General features: G+C 63.4%; 25 protein-coding genes. 12 read left to right on the top strand and 13 right to left on the bottom strand.

Going from position 1 to position 22,322, the window contains the following annotated elements:
* Positions 1-81: 81 nt before the first annotated feature.
* From ligD to NKI39_RS32315, 3 genes are all read right to left on the bottom strand, one after another.
* The gene (ligD, locus tag NKI39_RS32305; RefSeq protein ID WP_352836991.1) at positions 82-2,580 is read right to left on the bottom strand and encodes a DNA ligase D; all 2,499 of its coding nucleotides are present in this window, start codon (positions 2,578-2,580) and stop codon (positions 82-84) included.
* Positions 2,581-2,589: 9 nt separating this feature from the next.
* A complete protein-coding gene (gene ku, locus NKI39_RS32310) occupies positions 2,590-3,441 on the bottom strand; it encodes a non-homologous end joining protein Ku (RefSeq protein ID WP_352539795.1) in 852 nt (283 codons plus the stop codon).
* Between the two features lie 119 nt (positions 3,442-3,560).
* Complete coding sequence (locus tag NKI39_RS32315; protein ID WP_352837018.1) at positions 3,561-4,067, bottom strand: YciE/YciF ferroxidase family protein; 507 nt, start codon at positions 4,065-4,067, stop codon at positions 3,561-3,563.
* A gap of 407 nt (positions 4,068-4,474) precedes the next feature.
* Between NKI39_RS32315 and NKI39_RS32320 the strand changes: the two genes are divergently transcribed.
* The 4 genes from NKI39_RS32320 (at position 4,475) to NKI39_RS32335 (ending at position 7,060) form a co-directional block, all read left to right on the top strand.
* Positions 4,475-4,621 carry a hypothetical protein gene (locus NKI39_RS32320; RefSeq protein ID WP_023718851.1) on the top strand — a complete coding sequence of 49 codons (147 nt, stop codon included), beginning with the start codon at positions 4,475-4,477 and terminating at the stop codon, positions 4,619-4,621.
* A complete protein-coding gene (locus NKI39_RS32325; protein ID WP_352836993.1) occupies positions 4,621-4,749 on the top strand; it encodes a hypothetical protein in 129 nt (42 codons plus the stop codon). Before NKI39_RS32320 ends, NKI39_RS32325 begins: the two co-directional genes overlap by 1 nt.
* A 129-nt stretch (positions 4,750-4,878) precedes the next feature.
* Entirely contained in the window at positions 4,879-5,259 is a 381-nt protein-coding gene (locus NKI39_RS32330) for a thiol-disulfide oxidoreductase DCC family protein (protein ID WP_352837020.1), read from the top strand.
* A gap of 49 nt (positions 5,260-5,308) precedes the next feature.
* Positions 5,309-7,060 (top strand): saccharopine dehydrogenase family protein, encoded by a 1,752-nt coding sequence (locus NKI39_RS32335; protein ID WP_352836996.1) that lies wholly within the window; start codon positions 5,309-5,311, stop codon positions 7,058-7,060.
* On the opposite strand, the gene NKI39_RS32340 is transcribed toward NKI39_RS32335, so the two are convergent.
* From NKI39_RS32340 to NKI39_RS32350, 3 genes are all read right to left on the bottom strand, one after another.
* Entirely contained in the window at positions 6,949-7,332 is a 384-nt protein-coding gene (locus tag NKI39_RS32340; protein WP_352451865.1) for a DUF1850 domain-containing protein, read from the bottom strand. The genes NKI39_RS32335 and NKI39_RS32340 overlap by 112 nt on opposite strands.
* Positions 7,329-9,425: a TRAP transporter permease gene (locus NKI39_RS32345; RefSeq protein ID WP_352836998.1), complete on the bottom strand. Its 2,097-nt coding sequence runs from the start codon at positions 9,423-9,425 to the stop codon at positions 7,329-7,331. The genes NKI39_RS32340 and NKI39_RS32345 overlap by 4 nt, the downstream gene beginning before the upstream one ends.
* Positions 9,426-9,583: 158 nt before the next feature.
* The gene (locus NKI39_RS32350) at positions 9,584-10,543 is read right to left on the bottom strand and encodes a TAXI family TRAP transporter solute-binding subunit (RefSeq protein ID WP_352473580.1); all 960 of its coding nucleotides are present in this window, start codon (positions 10,541-10,543) and stop codon (positions 9,584-9,586) included.
* 253 nt (positions 10,544-10,796) lie between these two features.
* On the opposite strand from NKI39_RS32350, the gene NKI39_RS32355 reads away from it, so the two are divergent.
* Complete coding sequence (locus NKI39_RS32355; RefSeq protein WP_352837001.1) at positions 10,797-11,150, top strand: YciI family protein; 354 nt, start codon at positions 10,797-10,799, stop codon at positions 11,148-11,150.
* Complete coding sequence (locus tag NKI39_RS32360; protein ID WP_352837004.1) at positions 11,150-12,406, top strand: RNA polymerase sigma factor; 1,257 nt, start codon at positions 11,150-11,152, stop codon at positions 12,404-12,406. The genes NKI39_RS32355 and NKI39_RS32360 overlap by 1 nt, the downstream gene beginning before the upstream one ends.
* A gap of 15 nt (positions 12,407-12,421) precedes the next feature.
* Here the strand turns inward: NKI39_RS32360 and NKI39_RS32365 are convergent, their stop codons facing one another.
* From NKI39_RS32365 to hrcA, 6 genes are all read right to left on the bottom strand, one after another.
* Entirely contained in the window at positions 12,422-13,045 is a 624-nt protein-coding gene (locus NKI39_RS32365; RefSeq protein WP_352539792.1) for a glutathione S-transferase family protein, read from the bottom strand.
* A gap of 174 nt (positions 13,046-13,219) precedes the next feature.
* Positions 13,220-14,200 (bottom strand): cysteine synthase A, encoded by a 981-nt coding sequence (gene cysK, locus NKI39_RS32370; protein ID WP_352822476.1) that lies wholly within the window; start codon positions 14,198-14,200, stop codon positions 13,220-13,222.
* A gap of 165 nt (positions 14,201-14,365) precedes the next feature.
* Entirely contained in the window at positions 14,366-14,983 is a 618-nt protein-coding gene (locus NKI39_RS32375) for a LysE family translocator (protein ID WP_352837007.1), read from the bottom strand.
* An 87-nt stretch (positions 14,984-15,070) separates the two neighbouring features.
* Positions 15,071-16,426, bottom strand: coding sequence for a PQQ-dependent sugar dehydrogenase (locus NKI39_RS32380; RefSeq protein WP_352837010.1), 1,356 nt, complete (start codon positions 16,424-16,426; stop codon positions 15,071-15,073).
* 100 nt (positions 16,427-16,526) lie between these two features.
* A complete protein-coding gene (locus tag NKI39_RS32385) occupies positions 16,527-16,724 on the bottom strand; it encodes a hypothetical protein (RefSeq protein WP_023678983.1) in 198 nt (65 codons plus the stop codon).
* A 35-nt stretch (positions 16,725-16,759) separates the two neighbouring features.
* Positions 16,760-17,872, bottom strand: a complete 1,113-nt coding sequence (gene hrcA, locus NKI39_RS32390; RefSeq protein ID WP_502893799.1) for a heat-inducible transcriptional repressor HrcA — start codon at positions 17,870-17,872, stop codon at positions 16,760-16,762.
* 145 nt (positions 17,873-18,017) lie between these two features.
* Here hrcA and rph point away from each other — a divergent pair, with 145 nt between their 5' ends.
* From rph to NKI39_RS32415, 5 genes are read left to right on the top strand one after another with little or no spacing between them, the layout of a single operon-like run.
* The gene (rph, locus tag NKI39_RS32395) at positions 18,018-18,734 is read left to right on the top strand and encodes a ribonuclease PH (protein WP_352473573.1); all 717 of its coding nucleotides are present in this window, start codon (positions 18,018-18,020) and stop codon (positions 18,732-18,734) included.
* Positions 18,735-18,767: 33 nt separating this feature from the next.
* Positions 18,768-19,178: a VOC family protein gene (locus NKI39_RS32400; protein WP_352473571.1), complete on the top strand. Its 411-nt coding sequence runs from the start codon at positions 18,768-18,770 to the stop codon at positions 19,176-19,178.
* Positions 19,179-19,192: 14 nt separating this feature from the next.
* Complete coding sequence (gene rdgB / locus NKI39_RS32405) at positions 19,193-19,840, top strand: RdgB/HAM1 family non-canonical purine NTP pyrophosphatase (RefSeq protein WP_352614790.1); 648 nt, start codon at positions 19,193-19,195, stop codon at positions 19,838-19,840.
* Positions 19,837-21,000 carry a radical SAM family heme chaperone HemW gene (hemW, locus tag NKI39_RS32410; protein WP_352770195.1) on the top strand — a complete coding sequence of 388 codons (1,164 nt, stop codon included), beginning with the start codon at positions 19,837-19,839 and terminating at the stop codon, positions 20,998-21,000. Before rdgB ends, hemW begins: the two co-directional genes overlap by 4 nt.
* A 4-nt stretch (positions 21,001-21,004) precedes the next feature.
* The gene (locus NKI39_RS32415; protein WP_352837012.1) at positions 21,005-21,328 is read left to right on the top strand and encodes a low molecular weight protein tyrosine phosphatase family protein; all 324 of its coding nucleotides are present in this window, start codon (positions 21,005-21,007) and stop codon (positions 21,326-21,328) included.
* A gap of 263 nt (positions 21,329-21,591) precedes the next feature.
* Here NKI39_RS32415 and NKI39_RS32420 read toward each other — a convergent pair whose 3' ends face one another.
* Positions 21,592-21,777, bottom strand: coding sequence for a hypothetical protein (locus tag NKI39_RS32420; protein WP_352539786.1), 186 nt, complete (start codon positions 21,775-21,777; stop codon positions 21,592-21,594).
* Positions 21,778-21,953: 176 nt separating this feature from the next.
* Here NKI39_RS32420 and NKI39_RS32425 point away from each other — a divergent pair.
* Positions 21,954-22,322 (top strand): SAM-dependent methyltransferase (locus tag NKI39_RS32425; protein WP_352837015.1); only part of this gene is annotated, 369 nt, incomplete at its 3' end.

Here is a 22,322-nt window from a genome sequence, read left to right on the forward strand (position 1 = left end):
AAAGCTCATCATCCTCGCAAACGCACTACTCAGGGACAATCGGACCTGGACACCATCTCTCCCTTGACCAACACGGATACTCTAGCCGCGCTTGAGCGGCTTGGCCTGCTTGAAAAAATCCTCCCAGGGATCGGCTTGCCCAAGCCGCTTCAGCGTCGTCTTGTCGCCGATCGGAAAGGCGTTCGGCGGCAATCCGGCCTCGATTTCCGCCCAGGTCACCGGCATTGATACCGTGGCGCCTTTTTTGGCGCGCGACGAATAGGGCGCGACCGTGGTCGCGCCACGGCCATTGCGCAGATAATCGACGAATATCCTGCCGGTGCGCGCCTTCTTAGACAGCGTCGCCGTGTAGCGGTCGGGTGCGGCTTGCTCGAGCGCTCGGGCGAACTCATGGGCGAAGCCTTTGACCTCGTCCCAGTCCGCCGACGGCTTCAGCGGGACGAGGACATGATAGCCCTTGCCGCCCGAGGTCTTGACGAAATTAGGCAGGGACAGTTCGTCGAGCCGGCTGCGGATATCGAGCGCCGCGGCACGCACCGCCTTCACGTCGACACCCTCGTCGGGATCGAGATCGAAGATGATCTGGTCTGGTTTTTCCAGCTCGTCCGTGGTCGAGCCCCAGATGTGGATCTCGACGACGCCGAGTTGAACGAGGGCCACGACACCGTCGAAATCGCGGATGAACAATATCTCCTCGCCGTCGGTGGGGTCCTTCATCACGGCGATCTTGTCGTGCATGCCGGCCGAGGCATGCTTCTGGAAGAACCGTTGGCCGCCAACACCGTCCGGCGCCCGCACGAGGCTGAGCGGCCGGTTGATGACGAATTGCTTCATGCGCGGCCAGACCAGCGCGTAGTGATCGACCAGATCCTGCTTCGATACGTTCTCCTGCGGCCACAGAAGCTTGTCGGGGCGGGACAGCGTAACCGAGGTTTTCGCCGTGGCCGCGGGTTTGGCGGGCTTTGGCTTCGACTCTGCCGGAGCTGAGCGTGCTTTCGGTTTCTCCTGCACGACTTCCTCCGCCGGCTTGTCCTCGCGCAATCCCTGGAACGACGCGTGGCGTATTATACGGTCCGACGTCCAACTGCGAAACTCCACCTCGCCGACAAGTTCGGGCTTGACCCAGACCAGCCCCTTGCCCCTTGGCACCGCCCTGTCGAAGGGCGAGGAAGTCGTCTTTAGCGCATCAAGCCTCTTCTTCAACTCGTTGGTGCTTTTGGCCGTGAAGCCGGTGCCGACGCGGCCGGCATAGCGCAGCTTGCCGCCCTCGTGATAGCCGACCAGCAGCGAGCGCAGGCCGCGCCCGGTCTTGTCCGACGGCATATAGCCGCCGATGACGAATTCCTGGCGCGCCGTGCATTTCGACTTCACCCACGAGGGAACACGACCGCTGCGGTAGGGCGCATCGGCACGCTTGGAGACGACGCCTTCGAGCCCCAGCCGGCAAGCATGCTCCAGCATGATCTTGCCGGGCTCGGCAAAGTGGTCGCTGAAGCGCACGGCCTGATCCTCGGCCGGTCCGGCGAGCAAAGTGCGCAGCCTTTCCTTGCGCTCGACCAGCGGCTCGGAACGGATATCCTCACCGTTGAGACGCAACAGGTCGAAAACGTAGTAGATGAAACGATCCGTGCGGCCCGCCGACAGATCTTGCTGCAGCAGCGAGAATGACGAGACGCCGTTATCCGCCAGCACGACGATTTCGCCGTCGATGATCGCATCGGTGCATTTCAGGCCGCCAAGTGCCGCGACAATTGCGCCACCGAATTTGTCTGTCCAGTCGAGGCCGGCGCGCGTCAAAAGCCGCACCTCGGTGCCGGCAAGCTGCGACTGCATGCGATAGCCGTCGAACTTCACCTCATGCAGCCAGTCCTTGCCGGGCGGCGCGTCCCGCTCCAGCGTTGCGAGCGCCGGTTCGATGAATTCGAGCCGCCTTGCCGCGACTGCCTTCTTGCCGGTAGCCGGCCTGTCGGACTGCCAGACCCTTGGCTTCTTGCCGTCGGCGGTCTTGCCTTCGCCGACCTCTTCGATGGTCAGGCCGGATTTCACCGATTGCGGCGACTCCTGCAAAATGTCCTCGCCCGGACGCGCGGCGGCATCGTCGGATTTGATCAGCAGCCAGTTGTCACGCTTTTCGCCCGGACGCGGCTTCAGCCGCACCAGATGCCAGGCGCCATGCAATTTGTGGCCATGCAGTTCGAAACTGATATGGCCTTTCTTCATCGCCCTTGCCGGGTCGCCATCGGGGACCCAAGTTCCCTCGTCCCAGACAATGACCGAGCCGCCGCCATATTGGTCCTTCGGGATGGTGCCTTCAAACGGCGCATAGTCGATCGGGTGGTCCTCGACGTGCACGGCGAGCCGCTTTTCGTGCGGGTCGAGGCTCGGGCCTCGCGTCACGGCCCAGCTCCACAGCACGCCACCATGCTCGAGACGAAGGTCGTAGTGGAGCCTGGTGGCGGCATGCTTGTGGATGACGAAGATGCCACCCGCCACGGCTTTCTTGCCGCGCGAAACCTTGCCGGCTGGTTCGGCCGTCTTCTTGAAATTGCGCTTGGCGTGATACTGCTCGAGGCTGGCCATGGGCGGATCCTAAGCAGATTTGCGCCGGGCGGCTTTGGACTTGGCGCCTTTTCCCGGGCGTCCGGTCTTTGCCGGCGCACCGGCTTCCGACGAAAGGCTCTTCTTCAGCGCATCGAAGAGGTTGACGACGTTGGAGGGCCGTGGTTCCGCCTTGGCCTTCGGTGCCTTCTTGCCGGCCTTCTTGGCGCGGACCAGCTCGATCAGGGCATTTTCGTATTTGTCCTCGAATTCGGAAGGATCGAACGCCGCCTGTTTCTCATCGACGATGTGTTCGGCCAGCCTGATCATCTCGGCGTCGGTCTTCACCGTCTTGATGTCGCCGAACACTATCTCGGGCCTGCGAACCGTATCGCCATAGCGCAAGGTCGTCAGCAGCAGACCCTTGCCCAACGGCTCGATGACCACCGGACGTTCGCGGCGATAGAGCACAATGCGGGCCAGCCCCGCCGTCTTCTTGGCGGCCATGGCGTCGCGGATGACGGCGAAGGCCTCTTCCGAGACCTCGTCCGCAGGCGTCACATAATAGGGCGCGTCGAGATAGATCTGTTGGATCGAGGATTTTTCGATGAAACCATCGAGGCTCATCGTGTGCGAGGATTCAATCTGCACGGCTTCGATCTCCTCCTCCTCGATTTGGACGAAGTCGCCGTCGCCGATTTCGTAGCCCTTGATCTCGTCGCCTTCATCGAGCGGCTTGCCGCTTGCCGAATCGACATAGACGCGCTTGACGGTATTGCCGGTCTTGCGGTTGAGCACGCGGAATGAGACTTTCTCCGCCTGGGTGACGACATTGGTCAGTTCGACGGCGCAAGTGACCAGCGAAAGCTTGAGATACCCTCTCCAGGCCGGGCGCGGCGCCATGACAAACTCCCTGCACGACAATGTTCAACCGAGAACGGGCAAAGTCCGTTCCGGTTCCGGCGGCGCAAAAGGCAAGTCCGGGCTTTCAACCCAGCCTTGCCTTGTTCTCGCTCACTGCGCTACTCGGCGGCTTGCAGGTTGACCTTGCTTTCCGCTATCTCGGTAAGCTTGCGGTCGGTTGCCTGCTCCTCCTTGAGGTTGTTGGCCAACACATTGGCGCAGTCGCTGCGGCCCAGTTGCTTGGCCCAGGCAATCAGGGTGCCGTAACGGGTCATCTCATAATGCTCGACCGCCTGTGCGGAGGCGATCAGCGCAGCGTCGAGGACCTCCTTGTCGGCGATGTCGCCGCTGACGTCGTCGGCTTCTTCGAGAATGCCGTCGATGGCTGGGCAGTCGACCTGCTTGGCCTTCACGCCGTGCAGTTCGAACACCTGCTCGACACGTTGGATATGACCCTTGGTCTGAGCGAGATGTTTCTCAAAGCCGGCTTTCAGCTGCGGATCACTCGCCTTGTCGATCATCTTCGGCAGCGATTTCTCTATCTGTTTTTCAGCGTAATAGATGTCGCGCAGCGTGTGCACGAAGAGGTCGTTGAGGGTTTTGATATCCTTCGAAAAGAAACCCATGGCCTTTGCCTTTCCATTGCTCTTGCAGTTTCGGATTTTTTGGCTGCGGCCCACCCGAGCACCACAGCCTGCGGAGCCGGTTCGTCCCGGCACTGGGAAATCAACGTGCGGCTGACGGGCCGGTTCCTGGTTTTCCGGCCGCGTGCACGGAAATTTCGCGGTCCGGCAAAACCTGAAACAAAACCGCGCCTCTGCGACATTCAGGCGAAACATATGTGATGCAAAAGTCACACTGGACGAAATGCCGACGGACTGCATGGAAACACCGCGAATCAGCCGCATTCCAGCCATGAACAAAGGCATTTTCGACCAGAGATTAACATCGCGTTCACCGACTATTCACGCCTGGACGCTATGATCCCCGCAATTCGGAAGGGACATCCGAAGCGGGACAGGGACCGAGTAAAATGAGCTTCTGGAATCAAATCGCCGGCTATGCCGCCGCCATCCGCGAATTCGTCGCTCCGACCTATCGGCCTGAGCGCTATTATATGCGCGGCCCAGGTCCCGCCTGCGCGCGCCGTGGCAACACGCTTGGGATCAGCGTGCACTGATGATGACCACGGAGAGCCGTCACGACAGCCGTATCTGCCGGCCCGACGCCGACAATCGGTCAACGACCTATCGCGCCGAGCGCCCTGCGCTGACCGACAGACGGCGTGCGACAACGCCCGGCCTCTAGCATTCCGGGCTTTGATCCAGCCGCCGGCAGGCCTAGTGTCGCCTGACACCAGCTGCCGGGCGTCACGTGATCGTCGAGCCGAACCATTCTCCTGAGCCGCCAGAATTCGGTGCAAGTCGCCCGTTGATCGTGTTCGACGGTGTTTGCGTGTTGTGCTCGGGCTTCGTGCGCATGGTGGTGAAGCTCGACCGCAAGGGCCGCTGCCATTTCGTAACGGCGCAGTCGCCGTTCGGCGAGGTGCTGTTCAAGAAATACGGGCTGCGGACGGATCGCTACGAGACCAATCTCGTCATCATTGATGGTGCCGCTTTCACCCGCCTGGACAGTTTCGTTGCCTTCATGGCCGAACTCGGCTGGCCGTGTCGGGCGGCGCGGATCCTGTTGCTGTTGCCGCGCCCGCTTCGCGACTGGCTCTACGACCGCATCGCAAAGAACCGCTACGCCCTGTTCGGCAAGAAGGACAATTGCGAAATCCCTTCCGCCGAGGTGAGGGCAAGATTGATCGGCTAGGTTCGTTGCCGTGGCCGGGAGCGGGCGGGGCATTTTGGGGGAACTGCGGATGAAGGTTCTTGTCGTCGGCGGCTATGGCACCTTTGGCGGTCGCACTGTCGAGCTTTTGGAGGGCGAGCCGCATCTGATCCTCTTTGTCGCCGGGCGCTCGCTCGCCAAGGCTGACGCGTATTGCAAGAAGCGCGCCCCGACAGCAGCCCAGCTGGTGCCGGCACTGTTCGACCGTGACGGCGATCTCGCCGCGCAACTCGCTGCATTAGAGCCTGATATTGTAGTCGACGCGAGCGGTCCGTTCCAGGCCTATGGCGAGGGACGCTATCGCCTGATCGAGGGCTGCATCGCCCGGCGCATCAACTATCTCGATCTAGCCGACGGCTCGGATTTCGTCGCCGGTGTCTCTGCGTTCGACGAGGCGGCGCGAAACGCCGGCGTCTTCGTGCTGTCCGGCGTGTCGAGCTTTCCGGTGCTGACGGCGGCAGTGGTGCGTCGCCTGTCTTCGGACCTGACGCGGGTCGACGGCATTCGCGGCGGCATCGCGCCGTCGCCCTTTGCCGGAGTCGGCGAGAACGTCATTCGGGCTATCGGCGGTTACGCCGGTCAGCCGGTGCGGCTTGTTCGTAATGGCCGTCCCGAACAAGGCCATCCGTTCACAGAGCAATTGCGCTACTCCGTCGCGCCGCCGGGCCGGCTGCCGCTTCGAAACACGCTGTTCTCGCTGGTCGACGTTCCGGACCTGCGCGCTCTGGCCAAGCTTTGGCCGGAGGCGAAGACCATCTGGATGGGCGCCGGGCCGGTTCCCGAGACGCTGCACCGCGCCCTGATCGGCCTCGCCTGGCTTGTACGCGCCGGATTGATCGGTTCGCTTTCGCCACTGGCGCCGCTGATGCATCAGGCAACGAACCGGCTGCGCTGGGGCGAGCATCGCGGCGGCATGTTCGTCGAGGTGGAGGGATCGGACCGGGCGGGCGCCATCGTCAAGCGCTCGTGGCATCTCGTGGCCGAGGGCAATGATGGGCCGCTGATCCCGTCGATGGCGGTCGAAGCGCTGGTCCGCAAAGCGCTGGCCGGACATCAGCCCGCGCCGGGCGCACGGGCGGCGATGCGCGATTTGGAGCTCCGGGATTATGAAGCCCTGTTCGCCGGGCGGACAATCTACACCGGCTTCAGGAACGGGGCGGCGGACGAGGACAAGCCGCTTTATGCCGAGCTGCTCGGTGCCGCCTGGCAAGGCCTTCCCGAGGCAATTCGGTCAATGCATGACCGTACGATCACGGCCGCAGGCCGCGCGCGCGTCGAACGCGGGCGCAATGTTCTTGGCCGGCTAATGGCCTGGACGGTCGGCTTCCCCGGGGCAAGCGAGGACATCCCGGTTCATGTCCGCTTCGACACCGACAAGGACGGCGAGACCTGGACCCGGACATTCGGCAAGCACAGTTTTTCGAGCCTACAGTCCGCAGGCCGGGGTCGATCGCAGCGCTTGCTGTGCGAACGCTTCGGCCCGCTGACCTTCGCGATGGCGCTGGTTGCAGCAGACGGCCGGCTGGCGCTGGTCTTGCGCCGCTGGAGTTTTTTTGGCCTGCCGCTTCCGATGTGGCTCGGTCCACGCTCGACTTCCTACGAAACGGTGAAGGATGGCCGCTTCCGCTTCCATGTTGAGATCTCGCATCCGCTTGCCGGCATGATCGTCCGCTACCGCGGCTGGCTGGAGCCCTCCGGCCCGCACGGCTCCAGCGAGATCGTGCCGCCTGCCAGCTTGGCCAATTCGCGACAGTCCTGCGCCGTGCACAGCGTCCAGCCCTGACCCGTTGCGCCCGAGGCGGCGAGCGCGAGGCGCCGCTGTGGCCCGACCTTGGGCGCATAGACCCACCAGCCGTTTCTCAGCACCGAGCCTTGCGGCGGCTCCATCCCGGCGCCCGATCCCTTGATGCGGGCCTCGACCAATTGCAGGCCGGACGGCAGCACCTTCCAGTCTTCCTGCCACTGGGTCTTCTCCACCGAATGCACCCAGGAGAGCGTGAAGGCAGCGACCGCGAGCGTCACCGTCTTGCCGGCCGCGACGATGCAGAGGCTCATGCTGAATTAGCCAGCGAAGCCTGCCGCGCGCGCCAGCAGTGCCAGCCGATCCAGGCAAGGGATAGCGCCCAGCCCGCCTCGTCGGTGAGCGGCAGCGCCGCAACCAGCAGCACGCCGGCGGCGAAGGCGACGAGGCGTTCCCACCAGGCCATGCGCCGGGCGAGAAATCCGACGGCCGCGGCGCCCCACAGGACGATACCCATGCAGGCTTTGATGACGATATAGGCGACCTCGACGGGATAGCCGAACTGGGCGGCGATCGGGCCGGGGTCCTGCAGCATCAGCGCCGGGGTATAGACCGCCATGAACGGCACAACGAAGCCGGCAATGGCAAGCTTGGTGGCCTGGACGCCGATCTTGAGGCCGCTTTCCTTGGCCATGGGTGCGGCGGCGAAGGCGGCCAGCGCCACAGGCGGGGTGAGATCGGCCATGATGCCGAAATAGAAGACGAACATATGGCTGACCACCAACGGCACGCCGAGCGACAGCAGCGCTGGCCCGGCCAGCGACGAAGTGATGATGTAGTTGGGAATGGTCGGTATGCCCATGCCGAGCACCAGGCAGGTGAGCATGGTCAAAAGCAGCGACAGGAACAGATTGTTCTCGCCGATCGAGATGATCCAGCCGATGAAGGTCGAGGCGATGCCGGTAAGCGTCAACGTACCGATGACAATGCCGACAATGGCGCAGGCAATGCCGACCGGCAGCGCGTTCTTTGCTCCTTCGGCAAGGGAATCCACGCATATGCGCAGCGTCTCGCGCCCGCCCTTGAAGGTGAGGCAGGCGGCGACCAGCACTGCGATGACCAGGCTGAGGATGTTGACGCCGAATTTCATGAAGGAAGCCGCGGCAAGTCCGAGCGCCAGCCAGAAGACGATGCGGAAGGCGAGAGGCCCGATCGATGCTGCCAGCGGCGTGCCGAGGATAAGCACAATGGTCAACGCCAGACCCATGGTGCCGGCGAACACCGGTGTGTAGCCGGCAAACAGCAGGTAGATCAGTGCTGCGAGAGGCAGTACCAGCGGCCAATGTTGTCTCACCGCATCCCACGGATTGGGCAGGTCGGCATTGGCCATGCCGTGCAGGCCGGCCTTGCCGGCTTCCAGGTGCACCTGCCAGAAACAGGCGCCGAAATAGAGCAGCGCCGGAATGATCGCCGCCTTGACCACAGCGGCATAGGGGATGTTCAGGGTCTCGGCCATGATAAAGGCAACCGCTCCCATCACCGGCGGCATGATCTGACCGCCCATCGACGAGGTCGCCTCGACGGCGCCGGCGAAAGCCGAGCGGAAACCGAAGCGCTTCATCAGCGGGATGGTGAACTGGCCGCTGGCCACCACATTGGCGACGCCGGAGCCGGAAATGGTGCCCATCAGCGCCGAGGACAGCACGCAGACTTGCGCCGGGCCGCCGCGCCATGAGCCGACCAGGCCAAGCGCAAAATCGTTGAACAGCGCGATCATGCCGGCGCGCTCAAGAAAGGCGGCGAAAACGACGAAGATGAAGATGTAGGCGGCCGAGACATAGATCGGCGTGCCGTAGATGCCTTCGGTACCGTAGGCGAAGGTGTCGACGAGCTGGGCGAAATCATAGCCGCGATGGATGAACGGCGGTGGCAGATGATTGCCGGCGAATGCGTAGGCGAGAAAGATGAAGGCAATGACGGCAAGCGGCAGCCCCATCAACCGCCGCGCCGCCTCGAAGACCAGCACGACCAGCACCGCGCCGACGATCAGGTCAGGCGTGGTGAGAAAGCCGGAGCGGCGGATGAGGTCGGCATAGAACACCCAATTGTACAGACCGGTGGCGAAACCAAGCAGGCCGAGCGTCCAGAACACTGCTTTCGCCGGGACGCTTTTGGCGCGCAGATTGGCGATTAGGGCAAAGCCGAGCAGCAGCAGGAAGCCGACATGCATGGCGCGTATGACCTGGCTCGGTAGGGTGCCGTAGGCGGCGATGTAGATTTGGAAGATGGAGAAGGCGATGGCGATAAAAAAAGCCGCCTTGCCAGCGATGCCTTCGCCGAAGCCAGGCGGCAATCCTTCGACAGGAGCTTCCGCTGTGGGGGAAAGAACGGTCGGGGTTGCGGTCATTAGCGGGGTTCCTGGCGGGGCGCTCCCCTCCCCGAGGGAGGTGCGAGCGAAGCTAGGCGGGTGGGGTCGGTGCGGCAGTGTACGGCCTCAACCGACCCTACCGGTCCATTCGCCTTCGGCAGCTGTTCACCTTTTCCTCAAGGGGGAGGGATGGCTCCTTACTTCACCAATCCCTTTTCCTTGTAATACCTCTCGGCGCCTGGATGCAGCGGCACTGGCATGCCGTCGAGCGCCTTGGCCGGGTCGATCGCCTTGGCGGCGGCGTGGGCAGCGGTGAGCTGGTCGAGATGCTCGAACAGCAGTTTTGTCATCTGGTAGGCGGTCTCGTCGGAGACATCGGCGCTGGTGATCAGGAAATTGCCGACGGCGGCGGTCGCAACATCCTCGGTCTGGCCCTCGTAGGTGCCCTTGGGGATGACCACGGAAAGATAGGGCAAGCCGATCTTGGCGACGTCCTCCGCCGGCACGGCAACGATGTTTACCGGCAATGAGGTGGCGAGGTCACGGATCGACGCGACCCCAAGGCCAGCCGACTGAAGCGTGGCGTCGAGCTGTCGGTTCTTGATCAGCTCCACCGATTCGGCGAAGGGCAGATATTCGATCCGCCCGAGGTCTTCGTATTTCAGCCCGGCAGCGGCAAATATCGTGCGGGCGTTGAGCTCGGTGCCTGAGGCCGGCGCGCCGACCGAAAGGCTCTTGCCCTTGAGATCGGCGAGCGTCTTGATGCCGGATTCCTTGCTGGCGACGATCTGGATGTAGTTGGGATAGATGGCGGCAATGCCGCGCAGCTTGTCGAGCTTGCCTGGGAAGCCTGCTTCAGTATTGCCTTCGGCGGCCAGCTTGACGGAATCGCCGAGCGCAAAGGCGATCTCGCCCTTGCCCTGCTGAAGCAGGTTGAGGTTTTCGACCGACGCTTTCGTCGCCTGCACCTGAGTACGCGCGCCTTCGATGCCCTTGCCGTAGATTTCCGACAGCGCGACGCCGAGCGGATAGTAGACGCCGGACGTGCCGCCGGTCAGCACGTTGATGAATTCCTGTGCCTTGACCGATACCGCGCCGAGGCCAAGCGACAGCGCCAGCACGCCGGCTGCAACAAATTTCGTTCTGAAATTGAGCATGCGATTTCCTCCCTGAAAATTCGCCGCCGTGCCCTCCTCGGCGGCACGAAGCGAGTTTAGACAGCGGGCGGGAAATGCCAACCCGCAATAGCAGCGATTAGACGAACGGCTAAGCAGTGCCGCAACACGTTGGCGCTTGCGCGAGGTCGCATCGCGGCAGAAAGATTTTTCCAGCGCTTGTCGAAATCCGGCAGGGCCGCGCGACATAAGTCCGGCTCGCAACGATGCGGCCTTCGAGAAACGGGAGAAGACCATGCGATACATGCTTTTGATCTATGGAAACGAAGCGGGGATGGCAGCCGCGCCAGCAGATGCGGTGACACAGATGTCGAGCGCGTACGTCGCCTACACCGAAGCGCTGAAGAAATCCGGCGCCTGGCTCGCCGGCGACCGGCTGAAGCCGACGCAATCCGCTACCTCGGTGCGGATGGCCAATGGCAAGACCAACGTGCTCGACGGCCCCTATGCCGACACCAAGGAGCAGCTTGCCGGCTTCTATATGATCGAAGCGGAGGACGTCGACGCCGCCATCGCCTGGGCGGCGCGCTGCCCGGGCGCCGGCACCGGCACGGTAGAGGTGCGGCCGGTCTGGGAACTCACCATGTGATGCCGGAATTGCCCGATACTGCGCGGGCGGCGGCGGAAGCGGCCGCCCGGCAAAGCTACGGCAAGCTGGTCGCTTATCTCGCCGCACGCACGCGCGACGTGGCCGCTGCCGAGGACGCATTGGCCGATGCCTTTGCAGCGGCGCTCGAGCGTTGGCCACAGGCGGGCGTGCCCGACAAGCCGGAAGCCTGGCTGCTGGCGGTGGCACGCAAGCGCCGCGTCGACGCGGTCAGACGGCGGCTGACACGCGAGGCGGGCCGCGACCACTTCAGACTGATCGCCGAGGAGATGGAGGCGCGCATGGCCGAGGAAGACCTGCCGGACGAGCGGCTCAGGCTCATGTTTGCCTGCGCCCATCCCGCGATTGAGGCCGGCGTGCGAGCACCGCTGATCCTGCAGACGGTCCTGGGCTTCGACGCAGCGACCATCGCCTCGGCTTTTCTTGTCTCGCCAGCCACGATGAGCCAGCGCCTGGTGCGCGCCAAGACGCGAATTCGCGAGACAGGCATTCCGTTCCGCGTGCCGGAGCGGGCCGAACTCGGCGAGCGGCTGGGCACCGTTCTGGAAGCGATCTACGCGGCGTTTGCCGAAGGTTGGTCCGACCCGGCCGGCACCGAAACGCGGCGCCGCAATCTCGCGACCGAAGGCATCTGGCTCGGCCGTTTGATCGCCTCGCTGATGCCGGATGAGCCGGAAGCACTCGGCCTGCTGGCGCTGATGCTGTTCGCCGAGGCGCGGCGTGCAGCCCGGCGCAATGCGGCGGGTGACTATGTGCCGCTGGCCGAGCAGGATCTTGCATTGTGGGACGATACCCTGATCGATGAAGCGGAGGCGCTGCTCGGGCGCGCGGCCGCCGAGGGTGTTGTCGGCCGCTACCAGCTCGAGGCCGCCGTGCAATCCGCCCATACGACACGGCGGCTGACCGGTTGTACCGACTGGGTCGCGATCAAGGAGCTCTACGACGCGCTGTCGGTGATTGCCGGCTCGCCGGTGGTGTCGATCAACCGTGCGGTGGCGATTGCCGAGGCCGAAGGTGCTTCAGAAGGATTGGGCGCGCTTGATCAACTCAGCGGCGACAAGCGGCTGTATGACTATCAACCTTACTGGGCCGCCCGCGCGGGCCTGCTGGCCAGACTCGGCAAAGTTCCACAAGCGAGCGAGGCCTATGACCGGGCTATCGGCCTCGAACGAGATCCGGCCGTGCGCCGGTTCCTGCAGGAACGACGGGCAGGGCTCGGCCGCGCGGAAAGACACTGAGACAAGGCGGAGTGCTTAGGCCGGCCACATGTCGTGGGAAGCATTCAGCCTCTTCATCACCCGATGTTCCCGCAAATTGGCCCACAGGCGTTCGATGTTCGGCCAAGCGGTTGGAACCTTCGCGACCTCCGGATGCCAGGCCACCAGCATGACGAGATAGATGTCGGCCAGCGAGAGTTGGTCGCCGGCCAGCCAGTCGCGGCCGTCGAGGGCGGCATCGAGAATGGCGAGGCTGCGATCCATTTCCGAGACCGCCGCCTGTTTGACAGCGTCCACGCCCCGGGGATCGGTCGTGTAGCGATGAGCGTAGAAGAACCGCAGGTCAGCCGAATAGATGACGGAGGACATGAAAAACATCCAGCGCAGGAAGTCGGCACGGTCAGCCGAACTTGCTGCGGGCGCCAGTCCTGCTTCGGGGTGGCGCTCGGCCAGCAGGATGCAGATCGCCGCCGATTCGGTCATCGAGCGTCCGTCCGGCAAGATCAGGACCGGCACCTGGTTCAAGGGGCTGATATCTAAAAAGGCCTGGTCGGGTCGGCCCTTCGGAACGTCGATCTGGTCGAAAGGCACGCCCGCCAAAGCGAGCGCCGCCTCGACGACAAAGCCGCCGGTATTGGCACGCGTATAGAGCTTGTACATAAAGTCCTCCACCTGCCGGGCAGCGACGATTGATACGGAAGTGACCCGCCGCTCAAGCGAACGACGCCCGCCACAGGTGGTTTTTCAGCGGTCCACGCCGACGCGTGATACTGAGTATTTGATGTCGGAGGGCATCGCGAAGGATCGCTACTGACCGGTCAAAAACGCTCGTGTCTAAGCGCCCAATCCCTCGAACAGGATCGTCGAGAGATAGCGCTCGGCGAAGGAGGGGATGACGACGACGAGGTTCTTGCCCTTGTTCTCGGGCCGCGAGCCGACGACGATCGCCGCTTGCAGGGCGGCCCCCGACGAGATGCCGACCGGCACACCTTCGAGCCGAGCGACGAGCCGTGCATTGGCAACCGAATCCTCGTTCGAGACCTTGACGATCTCGTCATAGATCGTCGTGTCGAGGATTTTTGGCGCGAAGCCGGCGCCAATGCCCTGGATCTTGTGCGGGCCTGGCTGGCCGCCCGACAGCACCGGCGAGGCTTCCGGTTCGACGGCGACGACATGCACCGAGGGCCTGCGCTTCTTCAGCACCTGGCCGACGCCGGTGATGGTGCCGCCGGTCCCGATGCCGGCAACGAAGATATCGACTTCGCCATGGGTGTCGTTCCAGATTTCCTCGGCCGTGGTGCGGCGATGGATTTCCGGATTGGCCGGGTTTTCGAATTGCTGCGGAATGACAGCGTCGGGCAGCGTTGCCGCCAGCTCGTCCGCCTTGGCGATGGCGCCCTTCATGCCTTTCGGCCCTTCGGTCAGCACCAGTTCGGCACCGAGCAGAGCCAGCATCTTGCGGCGTTCGACGGACATGGTTTCCGGCATGGTCAGGATCAGCTTGTAGCCCTTGGCAGCGGCGGCAAAGGCGAGCGCGATGCCGGTATTGCCCGAGGTCGGCTCGATCAGGGTGGTCTTGCCGGGCGTAATCCTGCCGGAAGCCTCCAATGCCTCGATCATCGACACGCCGATGCGGTCCTTGACCGAGGCGATCGGGTTGAAGAATTCGAGCTTGGCCAGCAGATTGGCGACGACACCCTTCTCCCTGGCGAATTTATCAAGCCGCACCAGCGGCGTGTCACCGATCGTCTCGGTGATCGAATTGTAGATGCGGCCGCGGCCGGGCACGTGTGTGGGGGTGGCGGGCTTGTTCATTGATTTCCTCCCAGAGGTAAAGCGGCAAGAGTCGCGCGGGCATAGGATAGAGCCATCCACCGCGCAAGATAGGCTGTCGATCGAAAAATATCCGAGTGAAGTTCGTGCTGAGTACCCCCGCCTTTGCAAGGCGTGGCAATCGTTGGGCGGATTGGCGAAAGAGATCTATTGGCGGGCGGCAATTGCCGCCGCCGCGCCGACCATAAAGCCGGCGGCGGTGCGGTTGAGTGCCCTCAGCGCCCGCGGCGACTTCAGGAACCAGCGCGCCTTGGCCGCCAGCGCCAGATAGGGCACCAGCACGACGAGCAGGACGACGATGGTGAGCGCGACGAGGATACCGTAATCGGCCAGCGTGATCGTCTTCAGATCGACGATGGTCGGGGTGATGGCAAGATAGAAGATCATCGTCTTCGGATTGCCGAGCGTGACGGCAAGGCCGACTACAAAGCTGGATGCCAAGCCGCCCTTGCCTTTCTTCGCCTCCACCGTTTCGGGCGTGATGCCGCTCGTCCAGAAACGCCAGCCAAGAAAGGCGAGGTAGGCGACGCCCAGCCATTTGATGGCCAGGAAGACCATGCCGAAAGTCTGTGCGACGAAAGCCAGGCCGAGCACCACGGCAGTGAGATAGGTCAGGTCGCCGAGCATCAGCCCGAACGACATGGCCAGCGACGAGTGGAAGCCGGAACCCAGAGCACGCGCAACAAGCGCGGTGACGCCTGGGCCGGGGATGGCCGCGGCGATGCCGAGGGCAGCACTATAGGCGAGGAACCCGGTGAGTGTCATGATTGGCGCTTGTCGCACAATGTTGAAGTTGGGTGAATTCCCTCGGGCCGGATTCGATTGCGCCAGCGCAGCAGGCGACACCGCCGTTCAGGAGCGGCCGTCTTCGTAGGTAACGCGCCAGATGGTGCCGTTACCGTCCTCTGTGACGATCAGGGAGCCGTCCTTGGCCATCGCGACACCGACCGGGCGGCCCCAGACGGCGTCGTTCGAGATGACGAAGCCGGTCATGAAGTCCTCATATTCGCCTGTCGGCTTGCCATCCCTGAATTTGAGCCTCACCAGCTTGTAACCGGTCCTGGCGCCACGGTTCCACGAACCATGCATGGCGACGAAGGCGTCACCCTGATAATCCGCCGGGAAGTTCTTGCCGTCGTAGAAGGCTATATTCATCGGCGCCGAATGCGCCTGCATCAATACATCGGGGACAGTGGCCTTGCCGGCGAGGTCTGGCCGCTCGCCCTGATGGCGCGGATCCTCGTTATTGCCGATGTAGTACCAAGGCCAACCATAGAATCCGCCGTCCTTGACCGCCGTTGCAAATTCGAACGGCACATTGTCGCCGAGTTCGTCGCGCTCATTGACGACGCACCACAATGCGCCGGTGGCGGGCTGCACGGTCATGCCCGTACAGTTGCGCAGGCCGGTGGCGACAGTTCGCGGATTTTTCCCATCCGGGTCAAAGGCGAGCACATCGGCACGGCCGTCCTCGGAGCCCCAGGCCGCCCCGAGCGGCTTTGATTTGGCCCAGGCGTCGAGGCCGCTATCCGGCTCCTTGCCTATATCCTCGGCGACGTTCGAGGCGGAGCCAACCGACAAATAAAGCGTTTTGCCGTCCTGCGAGAAGGCGATGTCGCGGGTCGTGTGACCACCCGACGGGATTTTGGCGACAATGGTTTCTGGTTTGCCGGATGTCTTCAGGTCGCCATCGCGATAGGGGAAGCGGACGATGCTGTCGCTGTTCGCGACATAAACCCATTGCGGTTTGTCTCCTGGCGGATAGAAGGCGATGCCGTAGGGATAATTGAGCCCCTTGGCGAAGATCGCTTTCTCGATGGGCCTGGCGCTGCCCTCGGCGAGACGATAGACGCGTATTTGGTCGGCATGGCTGTTGGCAACAAACAGGTCGCCATTCGGAGCGACGCGCACGACACGTGGATTGACGATGCCGGATGCGATCATTTCAGCCGAAAAGCCCGACGGCAATTCTGGCTTGGCGCTTTCGGGCCGTTCCGCCACGCCGGCGCCGTTCGAAGCGGATTGGGCGGGGTCGGCTGCCGGCATGTCTCGCGGCCCAATCAGGCGTCGGACGCCAGGCCTGTCGGCGTGCCAATCGCCAAACGCGGCTTCGCCTTTGAGCACATTCTGATCCGCCTGCTGGGCGGCTGCCGGTGTCGCAACAAGGAGGGCAGCGGCCAAGGCCGCAAAGCCGCCAGATCGGATCATCAACGTCCTCCGGGATTCGCCTCGAACAGGGGCAAACGGCATCAGGTATTGATCGTTCCAAGCGGCCGTCCAGCACACGAGGATTTGAAGCCGAACCCGTTCAGTTGCCAGAGGCGTAAAAGTCGTCGTCGAGGCGCTTTTCCAGCGCGACCAGATCGGCCGGCAGCGGTAAACCCATCGCCCGCATCTCTTGCAGCTTCTCGCGCAACTGCTCTTGTACCTCGTGCTGATCCTCTGGCTGGTTGATCATTTCTTCGAGCAGCAGACTGATCTGGGCCTTGAACGATTCCAGCGCCATTCTTTTCTCCTCCTTGCGGCAGGCCGCGGCGGCTCCTAGCTCAGCATGCGCGAAATCAGCTGCGCCGTATAGTCGACCATCGGTACTATGCGCGCATAATTCAGCCGCGTCGGCCCGATGACGCCGAGCGCACCGACGACACGCGCGTCCTTGTCGCGATAGGGTGCCACCACCAGCGAGGAGCCAGACAGCGAAAACAGCTTGTTTTCCGAACCGATGAATATGCGCACGCCTGGGCCTGCCTCGGCGAGGTCGAGAAGCTGGATCAGCCCATCCTGCGTCTCCAGATCCTCAAACAGATGCCGCAGCAATTCTATGTCGGCCTGGGCAGTGACGTTTTCCAGGAGATTGGCGCGACCGCGCACGATAAGCCGCCCAGGCACGCCGCTTTCAGCGCCTGCCCAGACCGCCAGGCCCTTCTCGACCAGATCCTGCGACAGCGTGTCGAGGGCCGCCCTGGTCTCTTCCTTGATGCGGGCGATCTCGACCCGCGCCTCGGCCAGGGTGCGACCGCGGATATGGGCGTTGAGGAAGTTAGAGGCTTCGTGCAATTGCGAGATGGTGATGCCGGCGGGCAGATCGATGACGCGATTTTCGACGTCGCCGTTCTGCGAGACCAGCACGGCCAGCGCCTTGGTCGGCTCGAGCTGGATGAATTCGATGTGCTTAAGCGCCGCCTCATTCTTGGCGGCGAGCACGAGGCCGGCGCCGCGCGACATGCCGGACAGCATCTGGCTGGCCTCGGTCAGCATATGCTCCAGCGTCGCGCCCGAGCCGGAGGCGCGCACCTGGGCCTCGATGGTGCGGCGCTCCTCGTCGGAGAGGTCACCAAGTTCCATGAAAGCATCGACGAAGAAGCGCAGGCCTGCCTGGGTCGGCAGCCGGCCAGCCGAAATGTGCGGCGCATAGATCAGGCCGAGATGCTCAAGGTCGCTCATCACGTTGCGGATGGTGGCCGGCGACAGCGACGACGGCAGGATGCGCGACAGGCTGCGCGAACCGACCGGCTCGCCATCCCTCAAATAGGAATCGACGATGCGCCGGAAGATGTCGCGCGAACGCATGTCGAGCGATTGAAGCGCGGGCGATTGCAGCGCGTGCGAGGGGAGCACGTGCGACTGCAAACCGGGATCGACTGCCTTTGTCATTTCGAGCCAAAACCTCCGCCCCGAAGATATAGACTTCCGCGGTGTCGGCGCAACCGGTCCATTTTCCTTTGCGCGTCACGCCCCGTGCGGCTACAAGCCGGCCAAGATTCCCCGGCCAAGATTCCGAAGAAAGAAAGAAGCCTGAATGCGCCCTTCCAAACGCCAATTCGACGAAATGCGCCCCATCTCCTTCGAGCGCGGCGTCTCCAAGCATGCGGAAGGCTCGTGCCTGGTGAAGTTCGGCGACACGCATGTGCTGTGTACGGCCAGCCTGGAGGAAAAGGTGCCGGGCTGGATGCGCAACTCCGGCAAGGGCTGGGTGACGGCGGAATACGGCATGCTGCCGCGTTCGACCGGCGAGCGCATGCGCCGCGAGGCTTCGTCCGGCAAACAAGGCGGCCGCACGCTGGAAATCCAGCGGCTGATCGGCCGCTCCCTGCGCGCCGTGGTCAATCTGCAGGCGCTCGGCGAGCAGCAGATCACCGTCGACTGCGACGTGATCCAGGCCGACGGCGGCACGCGCACCGCTTCGATCACCGGCGGCTGGGTGGCGCTCTACGACTGCCTGCGCTGGATGGAAGCCCGCCAGATGGCGAGCCTGAGCAAGGTGCTGAAGGATCACGTTGCGGCAATCTCCTGCGGAATCCATGATGGCCAGCCGGTCATCGACCTCGACTACATCGAGGATTCCTCGGCCGGCACCGACGCCAATTTCGTCATGACCGGCAAGGGCGGCATCGTCGAGATCCAAGGCACGGCCGAGGGCGAGCCGTTCTCGGAAGAGCAGTTCGCGGCGCTGATGGGGCTCGCCAAGAAAGGCATTCAGCGCCTGGTCAGCTTGCAGCAAATGGCGGTGGCTTAGCTGCGGTCCAATATTGATGAGATTGGCGATCCTGTGACTCCTTCCGCAATCCTGGAATCAGCACTCTACGTGACCGACCTTGCTGCCGCGGAACGGTTCTATTCGGGCGTGCTCGGGCTCGATCTGCTCGGTAAGGTCGATGGCAGGCATCTCTTCTTCCGCTGCGGCGACGGCGTGCTGCTTATCTTCAATGCCGAGGCCACCAAAGTGCCGCCGCGGGCCGACGCCAAGCTGCCCGTGCCGCCGCATGGCGCGGTCGGCCAGGGCCATCTTTGCTTCGCCGCAAGCGCGGATGAAATCCCACGCTGGAAAGCGCATCTTGAGGCGAAGAAAATCGCCATCGAAAGCGAGTTCGAGTGGCCGCAAGGCGGCCGCTCGATCTATATTCGCGATCCCTCCGGCAATTCGATCGAATTCGCCGAGCCACGAATTTGGGGCATCTGATGCATTCGCCAACTATTCATTCGCTTGATGGGCATAAGATCATCGTCGCAAGCCACAACGCCGGCAAATTGCGAGAATTCGCCGATCTGATGGCGCCATTCGGCATTGAAGCGAAGTCCGCAAAGGAATACGGCCTGCCGGAACCGGACGAGACCGGCACCACTTTCGAGGAGAACGCCCTCATAAAAGCCTTGGCCGCCGCCAAGGCCACTGGATTGCCGGCGCTGTCGGACGATTCCGGCCTGTGTGTCGATGCGCTCGACGGCGCACCCGGCGTCTACACCGCCAACTGGGCTGAGACGCCGGACGGCTCCCGCGACTTCGGCATGGCCATGCAGCGCACGGAAGTGGCCTTGCAAGAAGTTGGCGCGATCACGCCTGCCCAGCGCAAGGGCCGCTTTGTCGCGGTCATCTGCCTGGCCTTCCCCGATGGCCAGGCGGAATATTTTCGCGGTGAGGTCGAGGGCACGCTGGTATGGCCGCCGCGCGGCGAGCTCGGCTTCGGCTACGATCCGGTGTTCTTGCCCGATGGGTTCGAGAAGACCTTCGGCGAGATGAGCGCGAAGGACAAGCATGGCTGGAAGCCCGGCCAGCCAACCGCATTGTCGCACCGTGCCCGCGCCTTCCAGAAATTCGCGCAAGCCCGATTGGCCGCCGTATGACCATGCTGCTCGACCGCAGGCCTGGTTTCGGCGTCTACGTCCACTGGCCGTTCTGCGCGGCCAAATGCCCGTATTGCGACTTCAACAGCCATGTCCGCCACCAGCCGGTCGACCAGGAGCGTTTTGCCCGCGCCTTCGAGACCGAGCTGGCGACGATGCGCGGCCGCACCGGGCCGCGCGAGGTGACCAGTATCTTTCTTGGCGGCGGCACGCCATCGCTGATGAAACCGCAGACCGTGGCGGCGGTGCTGGATGCAGTGGCGAAGAACTGGACGGTGCCTGATGGCATCGAGGTGACACTGGAGGCCAATCCCTCCTCCGTCGAGGCCGAGCGCTTTCGCGGCTATCGCGCGGCCGGCGTCAACCGGGTATCGCTTGGCGTGCAGGCGCTGCACGACAAGGATCTGCGCTTCCTCGGCCGTTTGCACAATGTCGATGAGGCCCTGCATGCGATCGGCCTGGCGCGCGAGATATTCCCACGGCTGTCGTTCGACCTGATCTACGCGCGGCCCGGTCAGACGCCGGAAGCGTGGCAGGCGGAGCTCGAGCAGGCGATCGGCCACGCCGCAGACCATCTGTCGCTCTATCAGCTGACCATCGAGGAAGGCACGCCGTTCCATGCGCTGCATGCGGCAAGGAAGTTCATCATTCCAGACAATGAGCTTGCCGCCGATCTCTACGCGTTGACACAGGAGATCACCGCCGCGCGCGGACTGCCGGCCTACGAGATTTCCAACCATGCCAGGCCCGGCGCCGAAAGCCGGCACAATCTCACCTACTGGCGTTATGGCGAATATGTCGGCGTCGGTCCCGGCGCGCATGGCCGGTTCGTCGAAAATGGCCGGCGCGTGGTGACGATCGCCGAGAAAATGCCGGAGACTTGGGCCAATCTGGTCGAGGCCAAGGGCCATGGCGTTACCGGCGGCGAGATCCTGACGCGGTCGGAAGAGGCCGACGAGTTCCTGCTGATGGGGCTGAGGCTGGCGGAAGGCATCGACCTTTCCCGCTACGAGGCATTTTCAGGGCGCGGCCTGTCGACGGCACGGCTGTCGGTACTGCAGGACGAAGGCCTGGTGGCGCCGATCGGCAATGCGCGCCTGCGCGCCACGCCGGCCGGCATGATCGTGCTCGATGCGGTCGTGGCGGATTTGGCCAGATAGCACGTTGAAGAACGTTCTCTTCATCCGCAGCCAGAATCGCTTGCGCAGCCCGACGGCGGAGCAGGTGTTTTCCAAGCGGCGGGACATCGAGGTCGCTTCGGCCGGCACTAATCACGATGCCGACATTCCGTTGACGCATGAACTCGTCGCCTGGGCCGACATCATCTTCGTGATGGAAAAAACGCACCGCGCCAAACTGCAGCAGAAATTCAAGACAAGCCTGAAAAAGGCTCGGGTAATCTGCCTCGATATTCCCGACGACTATGCATTCATGGACCCGGCTCTGGTGGGCCTGCTGGAGGCGCGTGTCTCGAAGTATCTGGGTTGAACGATACATCGCGGAGCATGCGCAACCGCGCTGCGAGAACTGTCTCGACCGATCGCTAAGGTTTGCGGGGTCAAGCCTCGTGCTTGTGGCGGTGTTTGGCGCGATCTTTTTCGCTGGTCTCTCCGGAACGGACCGGCTTGATCTCGCTTTTGTCGCGTGAGGCATGGTGCTGGTCGTCTGTGGAATGTGACGCTGCGCCATCGCGGGCGCTTTTTGTTTCGAGGCGGGTGATGAAAATGTCGAAGCGATTGGGCATCGTCCGGTCAGTGCTCCATCGTGCGGTCGGTTTCGTTTGCGGGCTTGCTCTCTGCCGATCGCTGGCGTGCAAGCGGCTTCTTGGCTCTGCCATCTGCGGCTTCGGCAGGCCGGCTCTTGTCGCATGGTGCGGCGAAGCGTTTGCGGCCGGCATAGTAGGGTTCGAAAACGTCCTGTATCGTCAGGCTGTCCATCCTGCTCCTCCCGAGATCAGGGGTAAAATTCGCCGGCAACGGTTTCGTTCCCTACTGTGGCGAAGGCATGGCGGCCGGTTCACGTCGGCATCCCTTTTGGAACCAGGGCCTTTGCAACCCAGGCTTTTGCAACCAAGCGTGAGCCGTGCCAAACAGGGTCGAACGGAGTTGTGCAGGTGACCGGCGAATCGGCCAAACGCAGTTATGTGGTCGGGCAGACCGAAATCGCCGCCCGGCCGCTCGAGCCGGCGCTCTACCTGGTGGCGACGCCTATCGGCAATCTCGCCGATATCACGCTGCGCGCGCTGGAAACGCTCGCCGCCGCCGATATCGTCGCTTGCGAGGACACACGTGTCAGCCGCGTGCTGCTCGACCGCTACGGCATCCGCCGCCGCACCACCGCCTACCACGAGCACAATGCCGGCGAGGCCGGACCGAAGCTGATCGCGGCGCTCGAGGCCGGCCAAAGCGCACCGCTCCCCCCCCCCCCCCGCACGCCGCTCCCCCCCGCCCCCCGCCCCCCCCCCCCCCCCGCGGCGCCGGAC

The organism is Mesorhizobium sp. M0664 (assembly GCF_040320565.1).
Taxonomy (GTDB): Bacteria; Pseudomonadota; Alphaproteobacteria; order Rhizobiales; family Rhizobiaceae; genus Mesorhizobium.